Below are 12235 nucleotides of genomic sequence, written 5' to 3' on the forward strand. Positions count from 1 at the left end.
GTACCTACCCAAATGGAATTATCGTGCAGTTCCGACTATTTAGCAGACGCTAAAGTTATTAAATTTTCATTCCTAAGTAGTGAAATTAATTCCAGATCGCATTAAATGTGAATTTTGCAGGCATAAAATTATTAAAAGTTTGGCGCTACATCTATCTTAGATTGCTACCATTCTAGCGAGGGAGCTGCATCAACGCACTTGTTACATAAATCGATGGATGGTCAACTGATTTCCAGCAACGCGCGATCGCCATCAACAATTCAGGAATCTCCTCAGCAGAAATCTCAGAAAGCACATTCTCCCAGCCTGCTGTTTCTATTGGCTCCCCAGCTACAAGCGAACAAAAATACCTGCGCGACCCAGGCGCAATCTTCTGTATCGCCAAGAGCAGGTTGTCGAGCATCTCGTCCGTTATGCCCTTTTCGCCCCATCGAAACTGCGACACGAGACTCTCGCTGACTCCAGCAACTTGAGCTAAAGCTTTGCCACTGATGTTATAGCGTTTCAAGGTATCGTTGAAGGCTTCGTAGATCAGCATTAAGATTTGTTACTTTAATTTACTCTAGGTGAATCTAGATTTACTCTGGGTGAATAGTTGAGGTAAAAAAGGAGGTTTGTTAATGAGAGATAACCTGCGCCAGCAAAATAAAGCTTTTTGGCTGAGGAGGTAAGAGTAAGTGCTACTTAACTCTAGCAAAATTAGGAGATTTGCCAATACAAATTGCCGAATTTTTAGCAAAAACTTCTCGGTAACCCTCGCAGGGACTTGGAAGATGTCAAAACAGGCATCGCCCCATTCCTCTCATATCGCTTGGGGGTGCGCCGATGAGCGACATTAATCAGGCTCCCCAGACGATCGCCCAGACAATCAACTGGCTCCACAATTGCTTGGGCCGACCTGCGCTGCCGTAATGTCCCAAGGAATGCGAAAGGGACTGCGACGTTCCCGGAGGCAAAGCGCCTGCTTGGATAAACCAGAAAGGAAAAACAGTCAAAGTCAGTTGGAAACTCTATTGGAGTTAGGACAAAAAGCGATAATTTTGCGATTAATAATCGCAAAACTAATTGAGGTTTGATAAGCAGATCGTGTCAACAGCGATGTCAGGAAATTTATTCGTCTATCGAGCGCGTTTCTCTGGTATGATTTCACTTTATACGTCGTAATATAAGTCAAGCAAACTGTTAGTTTATATGGCATCATGGCGATCTATCGTACACTCAATGCGGGCGATCGGGACGCATGACAGCCTCCAATTTGCAGCCAGCGCGATCGCCTCTCTCCTGAGATTTATCTAATTGAGAATGGTGCAAAATCTCAGTCCAACCAGCTTTATTCGCGCTACAACATCACGAAGAGGGAAATTCTCTCTTTGCCCAAAGTCCAATTACATTTGTGACTTGCTTTCCATCTTTTTCCATTACTGTGTTGCGCGAGCGTCGATCGCACCTAAGCAATTTTACTCAGTTGGTTGTTAGCGCACTCTCTCCGGCTCCAACAGTGAGCGAAGATTGGCGAGTTGCGAACAATAAACTGTTGCCCTCGTGAGTGACAACACTAGCGAGGAACGAGTCTGTCTATGTTTCTAGTTGCGAACTCCCGCGTCGAACTCACGTTTTTCAGGTCGCACTGGACTAAACGAATCGCATTTTTTGGCAGCGTTCTCACGTCGCTCCTCCATCCGCCAGCTCTAAGCGGCGATCGCAAGTGTGGACGATCGCACCCGAAAGCAACGATTGCACCATCACTCGAGCGCCTGAGACAGCTTTAACCACATATTTTTGAACCTCACCAACAAACCGCACTAGCGCGCCCACTTTCAATGAGTGTCCTGCGTTCGCAGCTTCATCACTTGGTGGCACCCCCCCCGATATCTTCATATCTTTATCCGACCCTGTGCCGCCAGGAACCCCTTCCAAACAGGGAGCCACGGCTTCTACCAAAGAGATAGCCTTCTCATCCCGCTGCTGCCAAGCTGCAAAAATCGCCGACCTGCCGTCGTTGGGGAACTGGAACTGATAAACTCGAATGCGCTTGGACTTGCCCAAAGCATCTCGTTCCTCCGACCTTTCTTGGCGAACCAGTCGCAGGGTAAAGCCCAGCTTCCGCTTCAAAACGTACTGAACCACCTCCATTGGCTGGGCATTAGGGTGGACGTTGATACCCAGAAAATCCTTCATGTCCGCAGAATACTGCTTGACCCTTTGAGCAAAGGCTATCACCTCCGGGTCAGTCCCTCGATACTCCCTGTCTGAGTCAAAGAACTCCATCAGCCCCAACTTCTTGAGAGCTTCCACAGAAGCTTTCAGGAAGCGCAAATCTTGCGGGCAAACCTTCCCTTGACCCCTTTCTTGATGCCCCGCCAAGTGATTTTTATCTCGTTTCCTGACAAACTCTGGGTCATGGGTCAAATAGTAATGCAGGCGAATTTGAGGCAGCCAGCCGTCGTCGTCCTTCAATTTCAGCTCAGGCGTCACCGACACACCATAAGTCTCTTGCAGTTGGTACTTGCGCTCTTGATTGAGTTCGCCGGGAGTCTTGGAGCGCTTGTCCTTCAACTTCAGATACTCAGACAGAGTAATATCAGGAGCACCAGCAACAGCATCCGCTTCTACCCTGCGGTTCTCTTGCTGAATTGACTCAGCCTCTTCCTTAACCAGAGCAGCTCCGACATTTCGGAGAGTTAATTCATTTAACTGAGCATCAACCTTCTGGGCAAGCTGCTGCAATAGCTTCCAGTTTTTGACCGCGCTGGCTGCTATTTGCTGCGCTAATCCCTCTAAAAGGAGTTGTTCTAGCTGATTTTCTCGGCACAGTTTTACCTGAAACCCTTCAGCTTTTAAGCTGTACCTAATCGCCTCCCTGTAATGCCACATTCCGGCATTAATTCTAGCAGCCATTTTTGCCCAAGTTCTCAGGTGAACCGGGTCGTGGGCCGCGTCGATGTCGAAGTCAACTCCTTGCAGCAAGCGGATGTTGGTTTTGATAACCTTCTGCTGGGAAGCGAGGAGAGCTCGGTAAGAAGCGCTGCCGTTGCCAATTTTGCCAATGCCAAAGGGCGCTGTCCAAACAAAGATTGGAACATTTTCATCCCTGACGCGAGCGAGACCTTGCAAGGCATCGTTGACGGCAATTGCTCCTTTGAAAATGCCGAATACGGCTGTAAAATAACCGCGAATGTCGATGCTAACTCCTGTGCCAATGGTGGGGCTAGCGATGATGATGTCGTAGTTTTGAATGGTGGCATTAAGTTTCTCAACGCAGCCACAAGCAGGGTGGTTGGGGTCGGCTACTGACTCGCTATCAATCCTGAGAATGCGCTTGTCGGGAAATCGTTTTTGCAGTTGTGTTTCTAGATTGCGACATGACCATTTTCCTTTGACTTTTTGGGAGTCTTCAACAACCATAATGTGGGACCTTTCTCGCTCGAGCGGGCAGCAGAGGGCGCGACTTTCAAGGTCGCAGCCGGTGACTTCTCGCGACAGAATTTGCTCCATTTGAGCGAATAGTGGTGCGGGACTTTGAGTGGCGTAGAAGATCGCGTCCCGCTCTTTTTTAGGTTTCCATTCGTTGACGGCAATCCAAGGTTCGAGAGGGATGCCAGCAAGCGCCTTCAAGTAGTCGATCGCGCAATCAGATAAATCAGCATCCTGGGCAACGATTAAGCCGCCGGTGGTTAAGACGGTGCGAATGAGTTCTTGCAGGGTTTGCAAGATGGCGACGCGGTTTTCGCGGCAGGTGCTGGAGTTCAAGGCATGCCAGATGACTTGTTCGCACTCATCAATGAGGACGATCGCCCCAGACCAGTTTTCGGGGTTGAAACGGGCCATTGAGTGGGGGTGGAGGCTGTCTACACACAAGCCGTACCCGAATAATTTGCCTTCCGGCGAGTTCTTGGTTTCGTCGATGTAGTTGATTCCCAACCCGGCGCAGATGGCGCGGCCGAGCTGAATCCTGTGGGTGATGACTAGCACGCGGCGTTCGCCCGTGTTGAGGGCGTGGGAAACCAGGTGGGCGAGGGAGCGGGTTTTGCCGGTGCCTTTGGGGGATTTGATGCAGGCTAAGCCGGCCTCTGGATAGGGGAGTTCTCCCAGATAGCGAGAATTTAGCGTTAAAGACGCGGGATAGGTTAAAAGCCATGATTCCCTATCCTGCCAAAATTGGAAGCCTCGTGCTGCGTTTTTGAGGGCAATGAGCGCATCCTCGCCTCTGGCTACCACGAAATCGTCGATGCCTTTCTCCGGTCCTGGCAGAGTGATGACGCTGACGGAGCATTTGGCGGTGGTGAACAGGCGGCCGAGTTTGTCAATCTCGCGGTTGACGTTGAGGACGGTAGAGTGCTTGCTGTCGCGATCAAAGCCGATGTAGATTTCCCGCCCTGGGGTGGCGAAGTGTTGGAGTTCGGGGATGAGATAGGGGTTGCACTTCTCCCCTAGCGCGTTCTTGGTTCTGACACCCATTGTGACGCCAGGGAGGGCAATGGCCGCGTAGCCCATTGTGAGCAGGCAGGCGGCTTTTTTTACGCCTTCGACGATGGTGACGGGGATGTTGTTGAGCCAAACCCATTCCCAGAATTGAGGCGGGTTCGTGACGCCGGGGAGGGGCACAGGGGCAGAGGGGAGATTTTCGTCTCCCGTCTCCCCCGTTCCTGTGCTCCCCATCTCTAAGTCCTCTGGGTTTTCAGGGTTGATGGGGACGCCGTGGCGTTCTGCAACTTTTGCCCAGATGTGGTCTGGGACTTGCAGGAAGAAGGCTCTGGTGGGGGTTTTGGGGGGGTGTTCGTATTTGACGGGCTTGGTTTTACCGTTTGGGTCGAAGCTGTTGCGGGGCTGATAGGGTTTGAAGCAGCCCCAATACATGGGCTGCCAGTTGTTGAGGGGGTCAAGGCCCGAACACCACCAGCCACCGTGTTCGATGTGGCTGTAGTGCTTTCTGGCCCACCGCCATTGTGCGTCGGGGTGGACTCTGCCGGAGGCGGCGTTAATTTCGTAGAGGAGGTAGGCGTAGGGAGCGTCGCCACTAAGGGTTTGCACGTTGAGGGCGAAGATGGCGGGGTCTACACCGCTTTCTTGCCATTCATTGAGGGCGGACTTAGATAAGACCATAACGCACCCCCATGTTGGCTGTGTTGACCTTCTGGTCTAGTAGCAATGCGAAATGCGCTCCAAGTTGCACCCGAATCTGGCTACCGCCAGAGCGCCTCATGAACGGGTCAGATGGAGTCAAGTGGACTGTGAGTCTCTGTGAGGACTGATTTTGAAGGTCAATGGCTGTGCTATCTCGATAAATCTTCACCGGGCTATTCCTTGAGTGGGGAACATCCCTTTGTCTCATGTTCTAAAAATCGCTGCTTGCACGCCGATCAAAGATAATTAATTAAGATAATCCAGGCGTAGTAAAGTTCTGAAACGCTTGCTGTAAAACGGTTTCAAATTTGAGAGGTAGCTAGATCCGGGTGTTTTGGTAGCTAGATCCGGGTGTTTTGGTAGCTAGATCCGGGTGTGTCCGTAGTAAAGTCGTAAGCCTTGCCTGATAATAGTTTGAAGGTGATTTTGAGGTCATTTTTGCCTTACTACGCAAAACTCCAGCCTTACTACGCTTGGGGCTGGAGTTCGAGTTAAAGGGATGGGAAGCTAGATTGACAGTTCCGGTAGCACTTTAGGCAAGATTTTTCTGAGGTGGGCGGCGGTTTTGGGGCTAATTGGCTTGCCGCGCTGAAGCTGTGAGACTAGCTGCTGAGATATGCCCAGCTTTTCGGCGATGGCTCTTTGCTTCGTCCAACCCTTTGCTTCACAAGCCTTCTGTATCGGTTCCCACTCTAACGGGGCAGCAGATGCTGATTTCCGTTTCCGGGGCAAAGATGCTGATTTTTTAGCAGCTATCAAGGCAGGAATTTTACCGGGAGGCTTGATGGTGACGCCAGCTTCTAGCAGTAAATCAATAATTCTTTTTTTGCAATCTTTGGGTTTACCTGTTGTACTTCCAGGACGCAACCATTCTGGGTAGGTTTCAGAGTCATATATAATCTGCCAATCTAACTCAATCAATCGCATTAAAGCTTTACCCCACCGCTCCTTTATATCTTGAGCTTTGTACTTAACAGACCGCATTAATTCAATTTGATTTTTCGGCATAACCATCTCTAAGACGGTCTTAACCGTGTATTTTCCATTTGTATGAATGGCGCTTTCTGTTGTTATATTGATGGCAATTAAAAATGCTAGCTCATCATGATAGGGGTTCATTTTTAGCGTCGATTCTGAAATCCAACCAAACTCATATAAGGCCACTGGAGGCTTGGCATTCTTGCCAGGTTTATTAAAGAAAAACTCAGTCCATCTACCCGCCCGAATGAAGGCTACTATTTCTGTTGGTTCATCAATTTCATTTGTGAAAATGTTACGCTGCCCGTAGCGCTCCACAGCAACGTCCCAAATGAGGGAATTCATATCGCATCCTAGCTTCCCGATATTCCATTTAATGGTAGCGTCCAGCCTTCTCAGAAGCTTCAGGCATTGCTCTATCCTGAGTAACTTCTGGGAAGTGGTCATATCTTTACGCTCACCCCAACCCATTAAGTCTATGAGGTTAGTGCCACCATTTTTCCCAGTTCCAGCTAGCTTAATTTCAGTTCTCCAAGGCACAGCTTGTTGAAAAACATAGGCAGATAGTAAACAGTGGAGTTTGGCAGTATCTTTCCCCAAATTGCCAAATTCCTCAATAATTCCCCAGGCGGCCTTGCCTGTAAAGTAAAAATATTCTTTAGTAACTGGGTCTTTATCCTTTAAGGCTAACTTAACAAAACCCGTGTTGTAATTATCTCGAAAAAACACATTTTTATGGGCATCTTCTTGCCAATCCCAAATTCGTAATAAGGACTTGCAAGCCGTTCTAGGAGGGGCTGAGGTGAGTATTTGAGTGATTGTGGTGCTGATAAATACCTGGGGTTCGGTTGCGGGAACTGTTTTTGAAGCCAGCCCCAGCATAGCGGTTAACTCATCTAGTGTCCGATTGGATAAATCGAGTGGCTCTAGAAAAATTAAAGCTGAATCAAGTGCCACGTTTTTCCATAAATTTTCCTCGGTTCTACCTGCCTGAAGCCAGAGGGTCAGATGATTTAATATCTCCTCTGCTTTTGTCAAGTAGAAAGTATCATCAACTATCTGCTCTTTGAGAAATTTTTCGAGTTCATCAACACACTTAGGACTAAAGCCTTCTAATGTTTCATCCCTTTTAGTAATTTCGGTATGAATCCCCATTGCTACATTCAAGGCCAAAGTTTCTAAAAAATTCCCTTGGCGTAGCTTCTTGGCGTACTCTTGAATGCGCTCGCCATCTATCGTGGTGGTGGTGGTAGTAGATAACTCCATAGCCTAGCCTCTTCATGCCAATAATAGTTACAGGTTTGATAGACAAATATCTCACTTGCTTTATCGAACCGTTTTGTAAGGAGTAACCCGAACTTTCCGTACTACCACGCCCTGTATCCCCAAAGCATTTGCGTTCCAGTGGTGGCGAGAAATAATGTATTTTTTTACTAACTTCACGATCGAAAGCTCTCCCATATACTGTCCCAATCCGCTCGTTACTACAGTTTACCATAACGCTATTATTTTAACATTTTCCAGTAATATTTTCCTGCTCTATCGCTGTTAATTTCTGCCTAAAACTAAGAACTGTTGATACAAGCTATTGTCAAATATCGCTCATCCCTTAACCCACAAACAGTCTTCGCACAGAGGGACGTTATGCTTCCGGTTTTTCCACTAATTTCTCCTGCAAAGCACATCTCTAAGCGCGTAGCATCGGCATAGTCATAGTTATTAGCATAGGGCGGCGAGGTAATGATTAAATCAGCAAAATCATCCGGTACGCTAAGACAAGTTCGAGCATCAGAGCGAACGCTCTTAGCAGTATTAACTGCTGTTTTTCCTGCAATTCTCATGTCTTGAACCTGGGTTTGAACCATTAGCTCAAAAGCTGACATCGGCGACAATACAGATTTTTTGGTTTGGTTTGTTTGGTAAGATGTACTGCCAAGGGGCAGTTCCAACGCAGGAAACATGGCAGAGAATGGCTATAATTGTCAGCCATACCAACTCGGATTGAGGAGAATCGTCAGCTAATTGTTTCCAAGCCTGCCACAATCGATTTAAGCCTTCAAGGGAGCGATCGCTTAAACAAGAACGAATCAAAGCCGGATAATTATCTACACAGCCCGACAAATTTTCGGCACGTATTTTGACCTTTCTTATATGCTCTAAATAAAGAGCGGGGTCAGTTCGATATAACAACTTGGCTGAAGCAATCCTAGCAACGAAGGGATGAGCTTCTACTCCCAAGCATTCAACCCCCATTTTCTCAGCAGCAAGCAGCGTCGTCCCCGCACCGGCAAATGGATCGAAGACAGTCGCACTCCCCCGTTCCAAGGCTCTAGCAATAACGGTTTCGACCCAAGAGGCCGAGAAACCCGCACGCTCATCTCGCACCAGCGGTGAACGGGCAACTTGATGTTGTCTGTAAAGGTTGAAAAGGTGCTGTTGCCCTCTTGAGAGAGAGGGGGCGGCGCTAGCGGCAGAACTTCCCCAAGAGGCAGCTTTAATTGTTTGACCATCAAAATTTATGCTCGTTCACTCAATTGCAGCGATCGCCGCTGCGCCTGCAAGGTTTTGGAGCCCGCCGCTCATCATTAGTACGCTCGCCGAACGGACTGGTAAATTATCCATCTTTTTGCACCCCAGATTCAGGTAATCTGGTCTGGAAAGCCAAATTATCAGACCGGCTATGGACTTAGAACACGCTGCTAATTCCTTTGGAGAAATAGCTTCAACGCGCGACCTAGTGGCAGAGCTGTTAGCTGCCAAGCGCTCTGTCAACACAAGGGGGGCTTATGAGAAAGATTTGTACGATTTTTTTATGACAATGACGGGGCAGGAACCGCATCCGGCATTAGTGCGCGAGTTCCTACGGCTGAACCGCTTCGCCGCTGTCGCGGTGGTTCTCAAGTATAAAGCCAAACTAATCGACAAGGGACTTAAGGAAGCGACGATTAATCGGCGACTGGCGGCTATCAAAAGTTTGGTGAATTTTGCTCGCAAGGTGGGCGAGTGCGAGTGGAGTTTGGTAGATGTTGAAGGAGAGAAGGTGGTTCCTTACCGCGATACTACAGGGTTTGGCCGAGTTGCTTCTGAGAATGTGGCGGCGATGCAGTCGGTGTTGGAAATTCCCGACCGGAGTACGCCCCAGGGAAAGCGCGACTATGCAGTTCTCCGGCTGCTGTGGGACAATGCGTTGCGCCGGGGGGAAATCGGCGGAGCCAATATAGGCGACTTTGACCCGCTAGCCCGAACTTTGAATATTTACGGCAAAGGTAGGGGAACTCAAGCGCAGCTAATTGACTTGCACAACGCGACGGCAGATGCGATTTCTGATTGGCTGAGCGTGCGGGGAGCTGCAATGCCCCAAGAGCCTTTATTTATTGCTTTGACAAAGCGGGAATATGGGTTGAGGTTGAGCGGGTACGCTATTTACAAGCTTGTTTTCTCAACTTGCTCCGCTGCGGGAATTCCTAAAAGAATCAGCCCGCACAGAATACGCCACGCTGCAATTACGACGCTGTTAGATGCAAGTAACGGTAATACGCGAATGGCGCAGAAGTTGAGCCGCCATACCAGCTCGAACGTCCTTAATTGCTACGATGATAATCGGCAGAGTTTGCAGCGGGAAGCGTCGGGGCTGCTGGCTAGTTTAGTGCGCTAAATTTAGATTTATATGTTCGGATAATAATCGAATACAAGACTATGGGGAAACTTACCGAAACTGTTAACTCTCGTCTCACACTCCTAGTCCAAGGAAATATGGTTGAAATACTGCGATACAGTATTTAGGACTCAAAATGATTTGTGAGCGAGATTATCTGCGAATACTAGCCAAGAAATTGTAAAAGTTGGGGGTATCGAACCCTCAACTTTTATCCCCATTCCTCTCACTACTGTTAAAGCAGTCGAACCCAAATCTGCACCTGGTATCGAACCCCCAACTTTTACCCCCATTCCTCTCACACTCTCCCGTTGCGGTGAGACGTGAGGCTCCTGCGGAATTAGCTGAACTTTCCTAACTAATGCTCGAACTGCTATACTGGTTTATTCAGGTGTTGCTAAATTCCTCTTTAATAGTCTATTTTACCGAATCCCAGTGCAGGTAAAAGCAGCCCAGTAAAAAGGGTGAGAGAAAGGCTTTGATTCTTGACAAAATTTATCTAAATTTTCGCGACATAAATAAATTTGTTTGCCAATTTTATCATACTTTTTGTATTCTTCATCCCATTGCTGATATTCTGAGGAACCGGAGGAGCAAGCTTTTCGTTCTGCCTCGGATATTTTGCGGAGGGTGTGGGTTTCTTCACGTTTCTGTTTCAAAAGTTCTGTGAGTTGGGGTTTATAACTAGCAGCTAAGGTATTGCCCGCAAGCGATCGCAACTTAACTTGAGCTTGTCTCATAGCTTCTGGGCGATTCTTTCCCTGCTGCCACTCTTGATAGTAAAAGATCGAGAAAAGTGCTGTAGCTAAATCATCGACAGCCCAAAGCGTACTGATAACACTTCTGGCTCCCGCCGACAAAAAAGCAGTTGAAAAAGTAAGGATATCGCCAGTAATTTCAGTCAATCCCAAGCCTGTTTCGCAGCAGGAAAGAAATACATCCGACAACTGAGGGAGACGCCATGCAGGAGTCATTAGCTGACCTAAAGTAATGCAGCCATCTCCTAAAATTAATGTGGATTCTAAGGGATTGTCGAGGCGCGACTGGGCGTGGTGGCTAGAATGGAGGATTTGGACGGTTTGCGCCAGTTCTCGATAGTTACTAACTGTAGCTTGACGGCTACCTTTTAAGCGTCGATTGTCTGGGATACTATAAAGAACTGCCAGTTGCTCTCCTTCAAAGCTGGCGCAAGGCAAGTCGCCCGTCGCATCTTCAATAGTGCCACATTTAAGGTTATTGCCGGGGGAAGGGCGTTGCTGGCAGAATTCTAGGACTTGACAACTAGGTGCATAACGAATGAGAAACTTGTCTCCTAAATATCGGTTGTCTCCGATGGGTAGTGCAGCGAAGGGGATTTGGTGAAGAGCAAAATGAGGAACTATAATCAGTTCCGAAATTCCTTCTAAATGCCATAAGATTAGATCGTTCAAATTTAACTGTTTTGCAAGTTCAGTTAACATCCCAACGAACTGTTCTTGCCAAGAATTGTTATCTTCAACATATTGTCCTAACCAATTTTGGAAAATCCATCCGTGCAAAGTCTCAAATCCTAAATCAGCGCAAGTTTGTAGGGTAATCTCGTTTTGCCGCACGACGAAGATAAAAGTGTCGCTAACAGTGGTGTAAAAGCTAATAATTGCAGTGGTGGGTTTGTCGATAAGCTGCTGGATGGATGGGAATTTGAGAGGATTAACTCGAATTTGACCCGCAAGCACGGGATCTAGGCGGCGGAGTTGTTCCCAAATTTGGAGTTTTTCAACTTCCAGAGAATCAATTCTTGGATTGTAAGCTGCTAGTGCTGCGCGGCTGTTATCAAGTTTGCTGTTATCAATGTCGTTGCTAGGTTGATTGCGTCCTCGTTCCTTGTCAATTTGCTGCTGTAGGTGTTCAAAATCCTGTAAATACTCTTGAATTTCAGCAGGAATTTCTGAACCTGAGTAGAGGTCATTGCTTGCCATCAAGTCTACGAGGCGTTTAGAGCGCGATCGCTCTACATATTCAACAGCTTTATCTAACTGCTTGTTATTGATGCAAGCTTGCACGATGTTTGCATAAATGTCGATCGCCTCTGACAAAATTTCTTGGCGGCGAAATTCAGAAGTTGCCCAAGTACGGCTGGTTTCTACGGCTTCGATCGCGATACCGTATCCCTCAATGGCTAACTGCCAATCTCCAGCTACAAATGCTCTGTTTCCTAGCATTTCTCCAGTCTTCAGGCACTCAACTGGGAAAGCAGTTGGCGTGAAGACTTCCATTGCTTTTCGATAACAGGCGATCGCATCTTCGTTTAACCCAAGCATGAAATAGGGATTACCCAGATTCATTTGAGCCATAGCCCACTCTGTAGGAAACTCATCCTGGTTAAAGATTTGTAAGGCAGCTTTATGGGCGGCAATAGCTATTTCTAACCCACATTCCGCAGTTCTGGCTTTGATGACTAAGGATTTTCATACCTTCACTGTAGGAAAAATATCTGTG

The 12235-nt window shown here is 47.7% G+C and carries 8 protein-coding genes; 1 reads left to right on the forward strand and 7 read right to left on the reverse strand.

Translation table 11 applies throughout. From position 1 onward, the window contains the following. Nucleotides 1-172 precede the first annotated feature (172 nt). The 6 genes from QUB08_RS30155 to QUB08_RS30180 form a co-directional block, all read right to left on the reverse strand. On the reverse strand, nt 173-538 hold the full coding sequence (locus tag QUB08_RS30155) for a hypothetical protein (RefSeq protein ID WP_333229752.1): 366 nt from the start codon (nt 536-538) through the stop codon (nt 173-175). A gap of 301 nt (nt 539-839) precedes the next feature. Continuing rightward, nucleotides 840-995 (reverse strand): hypothetical protein, encoded by a 156-nt coding sequence (locus tag QUB08_RS30160; protein WP_333229754.1) that lies wholly within the window; start codon nt 993-995, stop codon nt 840-842. Between the two features lie 667 nt (nt 996-1662). Next, complete coding sequence (locus QUB08_RS30165; RefSeq protein WP_333229756.1) at nt 1663-5103, reverse strand: plasmid replication protein, CyRepA1 family; 3441 nt, start codon at nt 5101-5103, stop codon at nt 1663-1665. Between the two features lie 528 nt (nt 5104-5631). Then, nucleotides 5632-7368 carry a helix-turn-helix transcriptional regulator gene (locus QUB08_RS30170; RefSeq protein WP_333229758.1) on the reverse strand — a complete coding sequence of 579 codons (1737 nt, stop codon included), beginning with the start codon at nt 7366-7368 and terminating at the stop codon, nt 5632-5634. Nucleotides 7369-7667: 299 nt separating this feature from the next. Beyond that, nucleotides 7668-7967, reverse strand: a complete 300-nt coding sequence (locus QUB08_RS30175; protein WP_333229760.1) for a hypothetical protein — start codon at nt 7965-7967, stop codon at nt 7668-7670. Between the two features lie 4 nt (nt 7968-7971). Beyond that, complete coding sequence (locus QUB08_RS30180; protein ID WP_333229762.1) at nt 7972-8487, reverse strand: DNA methyltransferase; 516 nt, start codon at nt 8485-8487, stop codon at nt 7972-7974. Between the two features lie 295 nt (nt 8488-8782). Between QUB08_RS30180 and QUB08_RS30185 the strand changes: the two genes are divergently transcribed. Then, a complete protein-coding gene (locus tag QUB08_RS30185) occupies nt 8783-9757 on the forward strand; it encodes a tyrosine-type recombinase/integrase (protein WP_333229764.1) in 975 nt (324 codons plus the stop codon). Nucleotides 9758-10179: 422 nt separating this feature from the next. Here QUB08_RS30185 and QUB08_RS30190 read toward each other — a convergent pair whose 3' ends face one another. Beyond that, nucleotides 10180-12090, reverse strand: coding sequence for a CHAT domain-containing protein (locus QUB08_RS30190; RefSeq protein ID WP_333229766.1), 1911 nt, complete (start codon nt 12088-12090; stop codon nt 10180-10182). Nucleotides 12091-12235: the final 145 nt, after the last annotated feature.

It is taken from the genome of Microcoleus sp. BR0-C5, from assembly GCF_036705045.1.
Lineage (GTDB): Bacteria > Cyanobacteriota > Cyanobacteriia > Cyanobacteriales > Microcoleaceae > Microcoleus.

Excerpts from the sequence above, each read along its gene's own strand:
- QUB08_RS30155 (WP_333229752.1), bottom strand. The coding sequence starts at position 538 with ATGCTGATCTACGAAGCCTTCAACGATACCTTGAAACGCTATAACATC.
- QUB08_RS30165 (WP_333229756.1), bottom strand. The coding sequence starts at position 5,103 with ATGGTCTTATCTAAGTCCGCCCTCAATGAATGGCAAGAAAGCGGTGTA.
- QUB08_RS30170 (WP_333229758.1), bottom strand. The coding sequence starts at position 7,368 with ATGGAGTTATCTACTACCACCACCACCACGATAGATGGCGAGCGCATT.
- QUB08_RS30175 (WP_333229760.1), bottom strand. The coding sequence starts at position 7,967 with ATGGTTCAAACCCAGGTTCAAGACATGAGAATTGCAGGAAAAACAGCA.
- QUB08_RS30185 (WP_333229764.1), top strand. The coding sequence starts at position 8,783 with ATGGACTTAGAACACGCTGCTAATTCCTTTGGAGAAATAGCTTCAACG.
- QUB08_RS30190 (WP_333229766.1), bottom strand. The coding sequence starts at position 12,090 with ATGGCTCAAATGAATCTGGGTAATCCCTATTTCATGCTTGGGTTAAAC.